This is a genomic window from Arthrobacter subterraneus (genome assembly GCF_900099735.1).
Taxonomy (GTDB): domain Bacteria; phylum Actinomycetota; class Actinomycetes; order Actinomycetales; family Micrococcaceae; genus Arthrobacter_D; species Arthrobacter_D subterraneus.
This window is the reverse complement of sequence record NZ_FNDT01000026.1, coordinates 15,153-30,583: the sequence shown is the minus strand read 5'-3', so window position 1 is coordinate 30,583 and position 15,431 is coordinate 15,153. Positions and strand designations below refer to the sequence as shown.

At 62.5% G+C, this 15,431-nt stretch carries 14 protein-coding genes; 10 read left to right on the top strand and 4 right to left on the bottom strand.

The window, feature by feature from the left end; genetic code table 11:
* From BLS52_RS18580 to BLS52_RS16625, 9 genes are all read left to right on the top strand, one after another.
* Positions 1–327 (top strand): DUF8175 domain-containg protein (locus tag BLS52_RS18580; RefSeq protein WP_483860441.1); only part of this gene is annotated, 327 nt, incomplete at its 5' end.
* A 1-nt stretch (position 328) separates the two neighbouring features.
* Positions 329–1,714 carry a TrbL/VirB6 family protein gene (locus BLS52_RS16660; protein WP_483860440.1) on the top strand — a complete coding sequence of 462 codons (1,386 nt, stop codon included), beginning with the start codon at positions 329–331 and terminating at the stop codon, positions 1,712–1,714.
* The gene (locus BLS52_RS16655; RefSeq protein ID WP_090588222.1) at positions 1,695–3,203 is read left to right on the top strand and encodes an SCO6880 family protein; all 1,509 of its coding nucleotides are present in this window, start codon (positions 1,695–1,697) and stop codon (positions 3,201–3,203) included. Before BLS52_RS16660 ends, BLS52_RS16655 begins: the two co-directional genes overlap by 20 nt.
* The gene (locus BLS52_RS16650; RefSeq protein ID WP_090588220.1) at positions 3,204–4,793 is read left to right on the top strand and encodes a helicase HerA domain-containing protein; all 1,590 of its coding nucleotides are present in this window, start codon (positions 3,204–3,206) and stop codon (positions 4,791–4,793) included.
* Positions 4,790–6,490, top strand: coding sequence for a type IV secretory system conjugative DNA transfer family protein (locus BLS52_RS16645; RefSeq protein WP_090588218.1), 1,701 nt, complete (start codon positions 4,790–4,792; stop codon positions 6,488–6,490). Before BLS52_RS16650 ends, BLS52_RS16645 begins: the two co-directional genes overlap by 4 nt.
* Positions 6,487–6,918, top strand: a complete 432-nt coding sequence (locus tag BLS52_RS16640; protein ID WP_090588217.1) for a DUF4913 domain-containing protein — start codon at positions 6,487–6,489, stop codon at positions 6,916–6,918. Before BLS52_RS16645 ends, BLS52_RS16640 begins: the two co-directional genes overlap by 4 nt.
* Before the next feature lie 488 nt (positions 6,919–7,406).
* Positions 7,407–8,177, top strand: a complete 771-nt coding sequence (locus tag BLS52_RS16635; RefSeq protein ID WP_090588215.1) for an SDR family NAD(P)-dependent oxidoreductase — start codon at positions 7,407–7,409, stop codon at positions 8,175–8,177.
* Complete coding sequence (locus tag BLS52_RS19165; RefSeq protein WP_425425045.1) at positions 8,174–8,467, top strand: DUF6640 family protein; 294 nt, start codon at positions 8,174–8,176, stop codon at positions 8,465–8,467. Before BLS52_RS16635 ends, BLS52_RS19165 begins: the two co-directional genes overlap by 4 nt.
* A 553-nt stretch (positions 8,468–9,020) precedes the next feature.
* Positions 9,021–9,998: an aldo/keto reductase gene (locus tag BLS52_RS16625; RefSeq protein ID WP_090588212.1), complete on the top strand. Its 978-nt coding sequence runs from the start codon at positions 9,021–9,023 to the stop codon at positions 9,996–9,998.
* A 634-nt stretch (positions 9,999–10,632) separates the two neighbouring features.
* Here the strand turns inward: BLS52_RS16625 and BLS52_RS16620 are convergent.
* From BLS52_RS16620 to BLS52_RS16610, 4 genes are read right to left on the bottom strand one after another with little or no spacing between them, the layout of a single operon-like run.
* Positions 10,633–13,167 carry an MMPL family transporter gene (locus BLS52_RS16620; RefSeq protein ID WP_090588210.1) on the bottom strand — a complete coding sequence of 845 codons (2,535 nt, stop codon included), beginning with the start codon at positions 13,165–13,167 and terminating at the stop codon, positions 10,633–10,635.
* Positions 13,168–13,198: 31 nt separating this feature from the next.
* On the bottom strand, positions 13,199–13,828 hold the full coding sequence (locus BLS52_RS16615; protein WP_090588209.1) for a TetR/AcrR family transcriptional regulator: 630 nt from the start codon (positions 13,826–13,828) through the stop codon (positions 13,199–13,201).
* Between the two features lie 57 nt (positions 13,829–13,885).
* Positions 13,886–14,140 carry a hypothetical protein gene (locus BLS52_RS18900; protein WP_245702917.1) on the bottom strand — a complete coding sequence of 85 codons (255 nt, stop codon included), beginning with the start codon at positions 14,138–14,140 and terminating at the stop codon, positions 13,886–13,888.
* A gap of 8 nt (positions 14,141–14,148) precedes the next feature.
* Positions 14,149–14,802: an MFS transporter gene (locus BLS52_RS16610; RefSeq protein WP_245702916.1), complete on the bottom strand. Its 654-nt coding sequence runs from the start codon at positions 14,800–14,802 to the stop codon at positions 14,149–14,151.
* 119 nt (positions 14,803–14,921) lie between these two features.
* Between BLS52_RS16610 and BLS52_RS16605 the strand changes: the two genes are divergently transcribed.
* Complete coding sequence (locus tag BLS52_RS16605) at positions 14,922–15,398, top strand: SgcJ/EcaC family oxidoreductase (protein WP_090588207.1); 477 nt, start codon at positions 14,922–14,924, stop codon at positions 15,396–15,398.
* Positions 15,399–15,431 lie beyond the last annotated feature (33 nt).

The following is a 15,431-nucleotide window of genomic DNA, read 5'->3' as shown; positions in this document are numbered from 1 at the left end:
GGTGATCCGCTCAGCTTTTATGAGCAACTAGTCGCTGACAGTGAAGCGCGAGATGAAGCACTTGCAGCACTGGCAGGGGAAGACCAGCCGACCCCCTCTACAGATGACCCGTCTTTCCAAATTCAGGGGTTCCAGCTCGAACGCTACTCAGATACGAGTGCAACGGTATCCCTTGGCTTCGAGATTGAAAACGGGGCAGTGGGATCAATAACTCTGCCGTTGGTCTGGGAAGAAGGAGATTGGAAACTCCTTATAGAACAGAGCGGAGCACCAGAACCTAAGCAGCTCAACGATCTATCGGACTTCATTACGTGGAGCGGGGTCTGAGATGGAAGAGGAGTGCGAGTGGTGGGACGCTCCTTGCCGACTCCGCGAGGGTACATCCGACTGGGCAGGTGAGGCCGTTGGCGGCGCAATTGAGGATCTCGCGGCGTCAATCTCTGATGCACTGGCTCAGATAGTTCTGACCCTCGCCACATTTTGGGTTGACATGCCAACGAGCAATCTCACGGTGGCAGGCGGTGAGGCCTCACCTACCGTCGCTTTTTTGCAGAATGGTCTTTGGTACTGGACCGCTGTACTGGCCGTTCTCGGTGTCATCATCGGTGGAACGCGCATGATGTGGGAGCAGCGCGGCGCACCGATCCGGGAGCTGGTCCGATCTTTGCTGACACTGACTCTCGTTTCGGGAATGGGCTTGTCCGTGATCGCTTTCCTGATCGTGGCCTCCGACGGATTCTCTTCCTGGATCATCGACCAAGCCACAGACGGTGACGGCTTCTCCAACGCCATTGAAGGCATGTTGCTTACGGGACAGGCAGACACCGCCGTTTTCATGGTGATCATCCTGGGCCTGATCGGGATCGTTACGTCCATAACCCAGATTGTGTTGATGGTCGTTCGTAGCGGGATGTTGGTGGTGCTGGCAGGGATCCTGCCGACCACAGCGGCTTTCACCAACACAGAGATGGGCAAGCAGTGGTTCCAGAAAACCATCGGCTGGACCCTCGCTTTCATCCTCTACAAACCCGCTGCGGCAATCGTCTACGCGGTAGCTTTCCGCCTTGTAGGCGGTGGGGAAATGTCCGGGTTCACCGGCATATTGAATTCCATTACCGGCCTTGCACTGATGGTGGTTGCGCTATTCGCCCTGCCAGCGTTGATGCGGTTCGTGACCCCCTTGGTGGGAGCTGTCGCCAGCGGCGGAGGCGGTATGGCTGCGGGTGCAGGAGCTGCGGCTGCGGCCGCGATGCCAACTGGTGCACGCTCGCTTGGTGCGGCGGGGCGCGGTGGCGGGAGTGCCTCTCCCATCCCGGCTAGTAGCAGTTCGAGCGGAGGGCAAGGTCCCGGTGGTGGTGGAGGCGGCAGTAAGTCCTCTCCTTCGGGCAGCTCGACTACGGGCAGCGCTCCCGGTGGAGCCAAGCCCACACCCGGTTCAAGCGGTGGCAAGAGCCCTGGTCCGTCCGGTGCGCCCTCGGGTGCACCTGCCGGTGTTCCCGCTATGGCGGGAGCCGGAACGGGCGGCGGCGGTGCCGCAGCTGGTGGTGGAGCTGCATCCGGTGCAGCGGCAGGAGCAAAGGCCGGCGCGGTAGCTGGCCCCGTGGGAGCGGCTGCAGGTGCAGCCGCATCAGCTGCGTCCAAGGGCGCAGAAGCAATAAAGAAGGTCTCAGACGAAGCAGCAGGGGATGGTCCAAGTGGCAGCAACAGTCAGTGATTACAGAGAACCAACCTACGGAAACTGGCGTGTTCCACGCTCCGCCGGGCTAGGCAACTTCGGTGCAATCGGCACCGGAGTCATTCTCGTCGGCCTGATCTTCGGCATCCTCTCGTTCGCTATCTGGAACCTGTTCGTCGGCCTGGCCGTGATGGGCGTCTTCGGCCTTGTCCTGCTCCTACTGACGATCAAGGACAAGCACGGTCAAACGATTGTGGACCGGGTAGGCGCTCGGGCAGTGTTCAGCCGCTCCCGGCGCAAGGGAACGAACCTCTACCGTTCCGGCCCTCTTGGCGTGACGGATTGGGGTATGTACCAACTGCCCGGCATTGCCGCTAAGTCGCGCCTGTACGAGTTCAAGGACTCCTACAACCGCCCGTTCGCCATGCTGCACATGCCCACTACCAGTCACTTCACGGTGATCTTCTCCACCGAACCTGACGGCGCATCACTGGTCGATCCCGAACAGGTCGATGCCTGGGTGTCGAACTGGGGCGGCTGGATCTCCGCACTGGGTGATGAAGCGGGTATCGAAGCGGCGTCCGTGACAGTGGAAACGGCCCCAGATTCGGGATACCGGCTGCGCAACGAAGTGACCATGAACATTGACGACAACGCGCCGGATATCGCCAAGGAAATGCTGCGCGAAGTCATCCGAACCTACCCGGAAGGCTCCGCAACGGTCAGGGCCTGGATCACCCTCACCTTCAACGCCACTATGCGTTCCGGTTCCCGGAAGCGTGAACCTCAGGAAGTCGCTAAGGATCTCGCCTCCCGGCTTCCTGGTCTGTCTCAGCGGTTGCAGGCAACCGGGGCAGGTATCGCCCGCCCTATGACAGCGCAAGAGCTGTGTGAGGTTGTCCGGGTCGCCTACGATCCACCGGCTGCACTGGTCATTGACGAAGCTCACGCCTCCGGGCACCCGGTAGAACTCACCTGGGGCGAGGTTGGCCCGTCCGGTGCGCAGACCAACTGGGAGAACTACCGCCATGAGGGCGCTTACTCGGCGTCCTGGACCATGAGCGGCGCTCCGCGTGGCTCGGTCCACGCCAACGTCCTTTCCAAGCTCCTGGCCCCGCACGGCGATGTGGACCGCAAGCGGGTCACCCTGCTGTACCGGCCGATGGATTCGGCCCGCGCAGCGCAGCTGGTCGAACACGATCAAAACAACGCCAACGTCCGCATTACCTCCGGTAACCGTCCCTCAGCCCGCGCCCTGGTCGATGCCCGCTCGGCGGCGCAAACAGCGGCAGAAGAAGCTCAGGGTGCCGGGCTGGTGAACTTCGGCCTGGTCGTCACGGCCACGGTCAACGGCTTGGACCGGCTGCCAGATGCGGTGGCCGCGATTGAACAAACCTCCGGTGCTGCACGGCTGCTGCTGCGCCGCGCTTATGGGTCACAAGACACCGCGTTCTCGGCGTCACTGCCGATTGGTTTGGTGCTGCCTAAGCACGTCCTCTTGCCCTCTGAGATTCGGGAGGCGCTCTAAATGGCGCGTATGAAGATCAAGACGAGCCGGCACCACGGAGAGCCTGTGGAGCCGAAAAAGAAGAAGCAGAAGAAAGCACCGGTGATCCGGGAGAAAGTACCCGGTGCGCGGGGCTGGCGTGGCCGTGGGGGTGGCGCAGCGGCGCTGGTTCCCTCGGTGCGTGAGTACCGGGGAACGACAGTGCAGGTGTGCGGGTTGTGGCCTTTTTCCTCGGGTACGTCCTCGCCCATGATCGGTGTGCCGCTGGGTAAGCACGAGGAAACTCAGGCCACGGTCTGCTGTGATCCGATCAGCTGGTTTCAGCGCGCCCGGCTGATTTCCAACCCCTCGGCGTTCATCCTCGGTAAGCCAGCACTGGGCAAGTCCACACTGGTGCGCCGAATGTGTATCGGTTTGGCTGGACAGGGCACGAGTCCACTGGTCCTGGGGGATTTGAAGGGCGAATACGTTGACATGGTCGATGCGCTCGATGGGCAGGTCATCGAGCTCGGCCGCGGCGTCGGATATTTGAACATTCTGGATCCCGGTCAGGCTATTGAGGTGGCGCAGCTCCTCGAGGACGAAGGTCACGAGGATGCTGCGGTGCGGGTCCGTGCTGACGCTCACGGGCGGCGCCTGAATATGGTGGTTGCACTCATCACGATCAGCCGGAACCAGCCTCCGACAGATCAGGAACAGACCATTATCGACCGGGCGCTGCGATGGCTCGATGAGCACTTCGAGGGCATCCCGGTGCTCGGGGATCTTCTCAAGGTCATCCAGGACGGCCCGGACGAGTTGCAGCAGGTCGCCCTCAATCGCGGAGATTGGAAGCTCTACCAGCAGGAAACCAAAGCCCTGGAGGCTACGCTGCTCGGCCTGACGGGCGGCGGGAAGCTCGGGGAAATTTTCTCCCGTCACACCTCAAAACCGATGAAGCGCGGTAAAGCCGTGGTGTTCGACGTGTCCTCCATCGATGAAACGGAAGCCGATCTCCAAGCTGCTGTGCTGCTGGCGTGCTGGTCTTACGGCTTCGCCACGGTCAACGCCGCTCACGCCTTGGCTGACGCCGGTCTGGAGCCTCGCCGTCACTACTTCGTAGTTTTGGATGAGCTGTGGCGGGCGCTGCGGGCCGGTAAGGGCATGGTGGACCGTGTTGACGCACTCACTCGCCTGAACCGCTCCGTCGGTGTGGGACAGGTAATGATTTCCCACACCATGAGTGACCTTCTCGCCCTCCCTGCGGAAGAGGACCGGATGAAGGCTCAAGGCTTTGTCGAGCGCTCGGGCATGGTCATCTGTGGTGGCCTCCCGGCCGCCGAAATGGCACTGCTGACCAAGGCGATTCCGCTCTCCCGGCAGGAACAGCAAAAACTTGTGTCCTGGCAAGATCCGCCGGCCTGGGACTCACGCGGGCTGGACATTGAACCACCCGGACGCGGGAAGTTCCTCATCAAGGTAGGCGGACGGCCCGGCATCCCCGTCCATATCGGGTTGACCAGTGTTGAAGCCTCGCTCAATGACACGAATAAGCGCTGGCACAACACGAACGATGCTCCACTGCTGGCGGAAACGGCAGCGGCCCCACCAACGGCAGGAGATCCGGCATGAGCGCACCAAACCGGAAAGGGACATCCGGGAGCTACACCGAGGGCATCCTTTTGTTCTCGGCCATGGGCCTGATTGCCGCTGTGGTCGGCGGGGCGTGGGTTTCCGCGCACTTGGGCTCAACATTGGCCGGTATAGCTGCGCCGCCGTCTCATCCGACTGAGCTGGTAGCGGGTCTTCTCAAGGGAGAGATCCCCTGGCCGGTACAGGCAACATTCATCGCCGCCGGCATCGGTGTGGCACTAGTCGCGCTTGCGGTGCTGATTGCTGTGCTGGTCGCTCGCTCCGGGAAGAACCGTACTCGGGTCGATAAAGCCGCTGTCCACATGGGACGCGGCAAGGATTTGAACCACTTGTCGACCAAGGGCGCGAAAGCTACCGCTGAGCGGTTAGGCGTCGTGGATTCAGTCGGTGTTCCGCTCGGACGGACCGTGAACGGCAAACGGCCTATGTGGGCGTCCTGGGAGGACATGCTGATTCTCATTGCGGGGCCTCGGACGATGAAAACCACGTCCTATGCCGTACCGGCGATCCTTGAGGCACCCGGTGCTGTCATAGCGACGTCGAACAAGCGCGACATTGTTGATGTGACCCGCTCGATTCGTAGCGAGGTTGGTGAGGTGTGGGTGTTCGATCCTCAGGGCGTCGCTGAGGAAGAACCCACCTGGTGGTGGAATCCGCTGAGCTACGTCAAAGACGAAGCGACCGCAGCGAAATTGGCGACCCACTTTTTCACTGGTTCTCGGGAACCGGGAGCCAAACCGGATGCGTTCTTTGATACTGCTGGCCGGAACCTGCTCAAGTCATATCTGCTAGCTGCGGCGTTGGACGATCAGCCCATTACGCAGGTTTACACCTGGCTGACCAAACAAGCCGATGACCGGCCCGCGCAGATCCTCAAAGAGCACGATTATCCGATGCTCTACGATGCTGTGATGTCGCGGCTGCGGGCTCCCGATAAGGAACGCGGCAGCGTGTTCAGTACGGCCCTGGAAATGGTTTCATCCCTCACTGACCGCAATGTAGGTAAGTGGATCACCCCGGCTGCTGGCTCTCATCGCCCTGAGTTTGAACCGGAAATGTTCGTTCGTGGCAGCGGCACCCTCTACAGCCTTTCCCGTGAGGGTGAGGGCACGGCAGGACCGCTGGTTACTGCCCTGACGGTGGCGGTGGTGGAGGCAGCGGAACAGTACGCAACCTCTCAGCCTGGCGGGCGGCTCAAACGCCCGTTGCTCGGTGTCCTTGATGAAGCGGCAAACGTCTGCCGGTGGAAGAATCTGCCCGATCAGTACAGTCACTACGGTTCCCGTGGAATCATCCTCATGACCATTTTGCAGTCCTGGTCACAGGGTGTGGAGGTCTGGAACGTGGAAGGGATGCGCAAGCTATGGTCCGCGTCGAACGTGAAAATTTACGGTGGCGGTGTCTCCGAAGTCCAGTACCTCGATGAGCTGTCCCGGCTGATTGGCCAGTACAGCTACATCAGTGTTTCGCGCAGCTCGGGTAAGTCCGGGCGCTCCAGCTCGCGGCAGGAAAACAAGGACGAAATTCTCTCTGTCTCCGATTTAACCTCGTTGCCGCGTTTCCGGGCGGTGCTGTTGGCCTCCGGTGCCCCGGCCACGATGATTGAGACAATTCCCTGGATGAACGGCCCGCACGCGGAGAAGGTCAAGAAGGCTCAGGGGGTAGGCAGTCGGTGAGTGATTTCAGCAGTGGATTCGATGATGGTTTCGGTGACGGATCTGCCCCTGACGTGAAGCCGCCGGCTGCCGATGAACCTGCGGAACTGGTCTTTTCGAATCCGCTGGAGTTCTTCGTTAACGTACTAGGCCCGTCCTACGTCCGTGAGGTCAACGGCGGCTCTGAGTATGTGTGGTGCCCTCAGTGGTACAAACACGTTGAAGGGCTTTCCCGCGTGGAGGCCATGTGGCGTGCGTGGGAGCACCTACGCGGCGACGGGGCGTTTGGAATGAGCATCTGGTGGTTGAACCACGCTGATCCTCATATGAGGGTTCTCATGGCACCGAACGGGCCTTTCAAGAAGTGCACCTATGACGGCCATGCTCCACGCCCTGAAATGGCTTCACTGCCTCACGTTGACCCTGAGCAATCTCTGTACCCGTTGTAAATCCGCTACCAGAGGGGAGGCCCCGCCGTTGTGAACTGGTCCCCGATAGTTGGACTGGTTTAGTAAGAGGCTAGGCGATAGGGCCTGAGCACGGTATTGCACCGGGCTCAGGCCCTTTAGGGGCGGCTTGTGAATTCGTCGAATATCAGACGCTAAGCCTGCGGCGTTTGGTAACGGGAAGGGCAACGCTCAGCTATGAATGATCATATGAACCGGCCCGCTCACTAACACGTATGGTCGATCGTCTCTGGCGCATAGGAATCTGAGGGGGGTTGGTGCGGAAATTTACGGTGAGGGGTTGGTGGTCATTTTTCGATGACGTCTACCGGGGCTGGCCAGGGTCGGCCGCATGGCCGTCTGGTTGGGGCGCACCCAGGGATGTTTGGCTGCCCATGCTTATTTGTGTAGGGCCCGTGGCCCAGGGAGGGTGAAGGCTTAGAGTGGTGGGCTTGGGGGTGGGCTCGGTGCGAGGGTTTGGAGGACTATTGATGGCAGCAGAACAGGATTTGATGGGCGTGCGGGTGCTTGTCACCGGTGGGACGAGCGGTCTTGGGCTCGCTATGGTCAGGGCGTTGGCCGGCGCGGGCGCTCGTGTCGCTTTGACGGGCAGGACGGCCCAGGGGGTCGGGGAGGCGGCGTCAGGGATTCCAGGGGCAGCCGGGTTTGTCGCGGACGTCCGCGATCAGGCGTCCGTGGTTGGTGCCGTTGATGCCGTGTGGGACGCTTTTGGCGGGATCGACGTGCTGGTCAACAATGCGGGTCTGGGCATGAAGACAGTCAACCCGGACTTTATGGCACGGCCGCAGGGCTTCTGGGACGTGCCGGTCGAGGGTTTCCGCGCTGTGATCGAGACCAACCTCACCGGCTATTTCCTGATGGCACGGGAAATCACGCCCAGGATGCTGGCCGCCGGGCATGGACGGATCGTGAATATTTCGATGAATCATTCCACGATGAACCGTAAGGGTTTCGTCCCCTATGGGCCTTCCCGGGCCGGTGCTGAAGCTCTTTCCCGGATCATGGCCGCGGACCTGGCCGATACGGGGATCAGAGTCAATATGCTTTTGCCTGGTGGGGCGACCCGGACTGGGATGCTGCCCTCCGGGACGGAGCTGCCCGCGTCATTGCAACTGCTTGACCCGGAGGTGATGGCAGTACCAGTGGTGTGGCTGGCTTCGAAGGAGGCCGCGGACGTCCACGACGAGAGGATTATCGCCACCGAGTTCGACGCGTGGCGCAGCCAGCGTCTGAGCGCATGACTCCGCAGCGCGGAGGCAGCCCGTTCAATGGTGTCAGGGACAAATACCGTGAGCCGATGACCTGCCCGCCGACGGTGTCCAGCCCGGCGAAGGCTTCCGGGCTGAGGGGCGGGTCTGCAGGTCGGAAGATCCTCAACATTGTGGCTGGTGTCACCGCTGTGGGCGGGTTCGCGGCCGATTGGAATAGAACCCATTTGTTCAATCCGAACTGGTCGCCGCATGCGAAGTTCCACGACGCGCAAACGATTGCTGTTGGGTCACTGTTGGGGGTGGTGGCCTGTACGTGTTGAACCGGAAGGGCCCGGCGCTGCAGCGAGACACCGCACTCGGGGCGTTGCTGCCTGCTTTCTTTTGGGCGTCGATGGGTGCCGCGTTCGGGTTTCCTGGCGCTGAGGGCTTGCAGTCCGAATTCCCTGAGGTAGTCCCGCGGGTCCGGGGAGTATGGATCGACGAGCGGTTCGCCAGTGCTGTAATGCTGGGGTTGATCGCTGTGGGCTACGGTCTGGACCGCCGGTCGCAAGCCGGCCAGGATCGCCCGTGATCACCGGTACTCAGGGGCCCTTGATGGCCTACTACAACGATGCCCTGAACTCGCTATTCGTCCGGGTGGCGCCCGCTGGTACTGGCCGCGGCCGTATCACTGACCCGTGTGATGGAGGAGCTTCGGGGCGCTTTGTCCAGCGCCATGTGGCTTTTAGCGCACCCGCGGCCGCGCCTGCCGGCACTCGTTCCTCACCGCCCACGCGACAAGCGTTGAGTCGGGGTTGAGTCGGGTGGGTGAATAAATTGCGGTCCGGCGGGGTTAGGTCCTAAGTCAGTACATTCAACAGAAGGACGGTCACTATGAAGCACGTCACACTTGGCGCCGCAGGGCTTGAGGTCTCCCGTCTGGGTCTGGGATGCATGGGCATGTCAGCGTTCTATACCGGCAGTGGCACGAATGAGTCCGAGTCGGTCGCCACGATCCACCGGGCCCTGGATCTGGGCGTCACGTTCTTCGACACCGCTGAGATGTACGGGCCCTACGTCAATGAGGAACTACTGGGCCGTGCCCTGGGTTCCCGACGCTCCGAAGTAGTGATCGCCACCAAGTTCGGCACCATCTCCCACCGCGCCGACGATGCTTTCGGGCTGGACGGAAGCGCGGAGAACGTGCGACTGTCGGTCGAGGGTTCACTGAAGCGGTTGAACACCGACTACATCGACCTGTACTACCAGCACCGGATGGACCCCGACACCCCCGTCGAGGAAACCATGGGGGCGCTGGCTGAGCTGGTCCAGGAGGGCAAGATCCGTCACATCGGGCTCTCCGAAGCCGCTCCAGAGACGATCCGCCGGGCTCACGCAGTCCACCCGGTGGCGGCCCTGCAGACCGAGTACTCGCTGTGGTCACGGGAACCGCAACAGCAAATCCTGCCAACGGTAAGGGAATTGGGCATCGGCTTCGTGCCCTATTCCCCGCTGGGGCGCGGCTTTCTCACCGGCACCATCCGCTCCGTGGACCAGCTGGACGAGGACGACTTCCGTCGCAATAACCCCCGCTTCGCCGGGGAGAACCTGCAGCACAACATCGGGATCGTCGAGCAGGTGGACGCGGTGGCCGCTGAACTGGGTGTCAAGCCCGGGCAGGTCGCCCTGGCGTGGTTGCTGGCCCAGGGCGATGACATCGCCCCGATCCCCGGCACGAAGCGCGTGGCCTTTCTGGAGGAGAACACCGCCGCGGACTCGGTCGAGCTCACTACCGCTCATCTGGCGGCCCTCGGCGAGGTAGCAGCCCCCGCCGGGGACCGCTACGAAGACATGTCAACGGTCAATCTCTGATTCCTTGCCGCGCAATGGGGCGCCGAACCCACAGGGGCCCCGAAGAGGACTTCGGGGCTTCCCACGGTTCGGGGCTGAGCAGAGCAGAGCAGCCTAATGCTGTGGCTGCTGCTGATGAGGTGCTGCAGCAGTAATTGACTCTTGCTGTGGCAGCGGGAGCGCGGTCCACGTCCCGCCGGTCGGATGTCTAGCGGGACCATTACCGGCAGGGACCGACGGCGTATGGACTGCTAAGCGTTGTTAAGCAGAAGGATTCTGCGTCTCACAGATATCGTAGTCAGCGCGCCTGATCAGCAAGGAAGTCGGAACTTTCCAAGAACGAACACACCGTCCGGTACGCCCTGGGATGCTCGACTCCCCCATGGCCATCTCCACCTACACCTAGGAACCCCTTCCGCCGGCGGAGCGAAACGCCCTGTCCGGCGCCGAGTAACTCTCGGCGACTTTCGACCAGATTGGTTCAGGCAAAGGAGATAGGGAATAGAGAAAATACCCCTCACTTCTGTCGCCGGGGCCGGAAGATGGCCGGCATGCAATCTCGACCAATTCACAGCTAATGGTCATGACCCAGCGCCCTTGACCGATTCACCGATCGGTTAGGCAATATTCAAGGAGGTCCCAGAGGAGGGCCTGCTCAGCCGCGGGCGCCGGCCAGCTCCGGAGCTGAGGGTCCGGCGGCGGCAGGCGCTGCGGGGAGTTTCGCGCCTTCGACGTCGACATCGGGCAGGATACGGTCCAGCCAGCGGGGGATCCACCAGGCTTTTTCGGCGAGGAGGTGCATCGCTGCGGGGATGATCGTCATCCGGATCAGGAATGCGTCGACCAAAACCCCGAAGGAGAGGCTGAACCCGATCGGGCGGACCATGGTCAGTCCGGAGAAGATGAACCCTGCGAAGACGGCCGTCATGATGATTGCTGCGGCGGTCACGACGCGTGCACCATGGCTGAAGCCGGTCCGGACGGCGCTGCGGGCGTCTTCTCCGTGGATGTGGGATTCGCGCATACCGGAGACCAGGAATACCTGGTAATCCATCGCCAGGCCGAACAGCACGCCGATGAGGATGATCGGTAGGAAACTCAGGACCGCCGCAGGATTGTGGACCCCGAAGATCTCACCGAGCCAGCCCCACTGGTACACCGCGACCACGGCACCGAAGGTCGCTGCCATGGAGAGCAGGAACCCGCCCGTTGCCAGCAGCGGGACCAGGACGGAGCGGAAAACGAGCAGCAGCAACACCAGCGAGAGCCCGATGACCACACCCAGGTACAGGGGAAGGGCGTTGAAGAGTTTCTCGGAGACGTCTATGTTGGCTGCTGTCTGACCGGTCAGGCCGATGCCCACCTGGGTGTCCGCTTCGATGTCCGCTGCGGCGCTGCGCAGGTCGGCGACGACCTGTTCGGTACTGGCGCTGGCTGGTCCCTCGGCCGGGATGACCTGGAAGATCGCGGTCCGGCCGTCCTCGCTGAGGAGAGCGGGCAGGGCGGCGGTGACGTTTTTGACCTCGCGGAGCCGGTCCGCGACGTCGTACTGCAGTTCCTCGGACTCGGTCTCGCTCAGCCCGGCCGGGAGTTTCCCGACGGCGATGATGGGACCGTTGACGCCTTCACCGAAGGACTCCCCGAGGGTGCTGTAGGCCTTGTAGGCGTCGGAGTTCACCGGCTCGGAACCCCCGTCGGGCAGGGCTACCCGAAGCTGGGCCGCCGGAAGGGCGGTAATGGCCAGCGCCAGGACCGTAACGGTCAGGACGATGACGGGGTGGCGGGTCACGAACGCGCCCCAGCCGTGGCGGCTGTGTTCCTGGTCCGCGGCTTCTTCCAGGGCTTCGGCCGATATCCCGGCCCGGGCCGCTTTCTCGGCCGCGGTGGCCTCGGCGGTCCGTGCCTTGTCCCAGGCCCTCCTGGACAGGATCCGGGTTCCGATGAATCCGAGCATCGCGGGGGTGAGAGTCAGTGCGACGAGCACGGCCAGGGCGACGGTACCGGCACCTGCCAGGCCCATGATGGTCAGGAACGGAAGACCGGGTACGGCCAGAGCGGCCAGGGCGATGACGACGGTCAGCCCGGCGAACAGTACCGAGTTTCCGGACGTACCGGTGGCCCGTGCGACGGATTCCTCCATGGCCATGCCGTGCAGCAGCTGGGTGCGGTGCCTGTTGACGATGAAAAGTGAGTAGTCGATGCCCACAGCCAGTCCGAGCATCAGGGCAAGGAACACCGACACGGACGCCATTTCGATCACGCCAGAGAGCGCGAACGTCGCGCCGACACCGACGGCCACGCCGACGATGGCCATCAGCAGCGGCAGGCCGGCAGCGACCAGGGTTCCGAGCATGAGGATCAGCACCAGCGCCGCGACGCCCACACCGATGATTTCCGCGGCGCCGAGGACTTCGGAGACATCCTGGGTGATGCTCTGGCTCAGATACACCTCCACTCCGGAGGCGGAGGCCGCCGTGATGGTTTCCTTCACCTCTTCACGGACCTCGGGCGCGACTTCGTAGATCGATTCGGTGAACTGGATCTGGGTGACGGCCGATTTCCCGTCCTCGGACACTGTGCGCATTCCGGCGGAGGCATCGAGCTTGCGCTGGCCCAGAGCCAGCGCTTCGGCGTTGGCGGCGATTTCCTCGGCCCCGGCGTCCAGCTCCGCACGGGCTGCCTCCAGCTGGGCGAGGGCCTGGTCCATGCCGGGAGCACCGGCAGCCGCAGCGGCCTCCAGCTGGGCCTGCTGCGCGTCGAGCTGCTGCCGGCCTTCATTGATCTGTTCATTTGCCGCGTCCAGCTGGGCCTTGCCCTCGGCGAGCTGGGCCGCTCCGGCGTCGATCTGGTCCTGCAGTTCGAAGGGGTTGGCCGCTGACTGGACTTCCGGAATGTCCGTCAACCGGTCCAGGGCATCTGCGATCGCCTGTTCCTGGGCAGGCGTGAAACCGCCGGAAGGGGCGTGGAAGACCACGGCGCCGCTACCGCCGGCCGCTTCGGGCAGTTCCTCTTCAAGCTGGTCCAGCACACGCTGGCTTTCGGTACCCGGGATGCTGAAGTTGTTGCTCATGGTGCCCTGGAACGCAACCGCAGCACCCCCGGTGCCCAGCACCACGGCGGTCCACAAAGCCAGGACCCACCAACGGCGGCGGTAGGCCAGCCGACCCAAGTGGTAAAGCAGGGTTGCCATAGATTTCAGCCGTTCTGGTAAAAGGTGCGGATTATCGGGTAAAGCCGTGGCGCAGGTAGCCGACCACGTCGACCAGGAGCTGGCGCAACAGCACCAGGGACTCCTCAGTCACATCACCGCCGGTGCGGCGATACCACTGGGACAGGGCGGCCTTCCCCGAGGAGAGGACCGAGCCGACCAGCGCATTGGCATAGAGCGGATCGGAACCGGCTCCGGGTCGCTGGCCGATAGCGGCCACCAGCCTGTCGGCGCAGTTCTCCCAGCCTTCGAGCTGGAACCGGTTCATCTGTGCGTTGGTCCCGGCCAGGCCGTACACCTCGGCCATAGCGGCCAGATGAATCGGATCCGCGAGGGCGGTGAGCACCTGATGCATGGAATCAACCAGCGGTTCCTCCGCCGGGCGGGACAGAAACTGATCCGCCGCGTGGTCCAGGAAATCCTCGATGCTGACCACCAGGGCCGCCTCACGACTGGGAAAGTAGTTGAAAAAAGTACGTCGTGACACTCCGGCCGCCGCGGCGATGTCATCCACGGTGAACCCGCCCGGGCCCTTCGCCCGGACAAGGCCCATCGCGGTTTCCACGATTGCGTTGCGGGTGATGGCCTTGTTCGCTTCCCATCCGGGCTGGACGGTACCGGCCGTCTCCCGAGAGCTGCTCATGCAACCATCCTACGTAAGGGTTTGCACTCAATGCAAACCCTTACGTCTGGGTGGGGATTACGTCCCGGGCCGGCACTCCGCTGGCGCCCGGTCGTCGGCGTCGTCTGCGGTGATCAGGATGTTGCCCTCGGAAATCGATTCCGACAGCACGTCGTGTTCGATGGCGGTGGCCAGCGGCTTCTCCCTGACGAAGCACAGCAGTGCCGTCGCGATCAGCGCCAGCGGGACCATCCAGACGAAGATCGGCGTCAGCGCGTCGTTGTAGGAGGAAATAACCGCGTCCTTGACCGGCGCCGGCAGGACGTTGACCACCGCCGGTGTCAACGAGTTCGAGCCGCCGGGCGCCCCGCCCCGGCTGTGGAGGTGGGGAGGCGTTCAATGAGCAGGTCGCGCAGGCGGCTTGCGAAGAGACTGCCGACGACGGCCGATCCGAGCGTGGCGCCGATCTGGCGGAAGAAATTATTCGACGCGGTGGCTGTCCCGACCTGACTGAGGGGGAAGGAGTTCTGAACGATCAGCACCAAGATCTGCATGTTCAGGCCCAGGCCCAGGCCCATGACTGCCAGGTAGGCGCAGATGACCCATAGAGGCATTGCTGGATCGAGGGTGGAGAGTAATGCCAGCGCCACGGCAACAATGGCACCTCCGGCAATCGGCATCCACTTGTACCGTCCGGTTCTGGACACCAGCTGACCCGATACGACCGAGGCGACGGGCAGGGCGCCCATCATCGGGATCATCAACAGCCCGGACTCGGTCGCGTTGGCACCGAAGGCCATCTGCAGGTAGGTCGGAAGGTATCCGATGGCACCGAACATCGCCACCCCGATCAGCAGGCCCGCGATGGTGGTGAGGTTGAAGTTGAGGTCCTTGAACAGGTGCAGGGGAATGATCGGCTCTACGGTGCGCCGCTCGACAAGGATGAACGCCACCGCTGCCAGGACGATGCCGGCAATCCACACCGTCCGGTACACCAGTTATCCTTACCCGAAACGGCCGCCGGCGCGAGCTAGTCGATGTCGTAACCGGGGACAAATTCTCGGGCGTTAACAGTAGAGACGCCGCAGCAGTCGTCACCGAAAGGACGATGCAAATGCCTGACCGCCCCGAAGCGCTTATTGATGCTTTTGTAGCGGCCTGGAATAAGGCCGATGCCGATGCTTTAGCCGAGTTGTTCGTCGAGGACGCAGACTTTGTTAACGTCGTTGGAATGTGGTGGACCAGTCGGTCGCAGATCCGGTACAACCACGCCTATGGGTTTCGTCACATGTTCTCTGAGACCACCCTCTCACCCCTCAAAGTCTCGGCACGATATCTGAACGGCGATGTTGCTGTCCTTCACCTCCTTTCTTCGTTGACAGGTCAGGTGAAGCCTTCAGGTGAAAGGGCCGGAGACAGGATCGCTGTTCTCACCTTTACCGTTGCCCGCCAATCAGAGAATCACTGGCTGGTGGTGAGCGCGCAAAACACTGACCGAGTGCCAGGTGCCCAGACTTTCATCTCAAATGGAAGCGAGCTCACGCCTGGTAATTACGAACGACGTAGCGTACGCGAAGAGCCAATGAAGTGAGTGCGTGCTCAAGCAGGCCCTCGCCCTGCTGCC

What these genes read in the sequence shown, in the direction of transcription:
- BLS52_RS16660 (WP_483860440.1), top strand. Translation starts at nt 329, where the DNA reads ATGGAAGAGGAGTGCGAGTGGTGGGACGCTCCTTGCCGACTCCGCGAG.
- BLS52_RS16650 (WP_090588220.1), top strand. Translation starts at nt 3,204, where the DNA reads ATGGCGCGTATGAAGATCAAGACGAGCCGGCACCACGGAGAGCCTGTG.
- BLS52_RS16645 (WP_090588218.1), top strand. Translation starts at nt 4,790, where the DNA reads ATGAGCGCACCAAACCGGAAAGGGACATCCGGGAGCTACACCGAGGGC.
- BLS52_RS16635 (WP_090588215.1), top strand. Translation starts at nt 7,407, where the DNA reads ATGGCAGCAGAACAGGATTTGATGGGCGTGCGGGTGCTTGTCACCGGT.
- BLS52_RS19165 (WP_425425045.1), top strand. Translation starts at nt 8,174, where the DNA reads ATGACTCCGCAGCGCGGAGGCAGCCCGTTCAATGGTGTCAGGGACAAA.
- BLS52_RS16625 (WP_090588212.1), top strand. Translation starts at nt 9,021, where the DNA reads ATGAAGCACGTCACACTTGGCGCCGCAGGGCTTGAGGTCTCCCGTCTG.
- BLS52_RS16620 (WP_090588210.1), bottom strand. Translation starts at nt 13,167, where the DNA reads ATGGCAACCCTGCTTTACCACTTGGGTCGGCTGGCCTACCGCCGCCGT.
- BLS52_RS16615 (WP_090588209.1), bottom strand. Translation starts at nt 13,828, where the DNA reads ATGAGCAGCTCTCGGGAGACGGCCGGTACCGTCCAGCCCGGATGGGAA.
- BLS52_RS16605 (WP_090588207.1), top strand. Translation starts at nt 14,922, where the DNA reads ATGCCTGACCGCCCCGAAGCGCTTATTGATGCTTTTGTAGCGGCCTGG.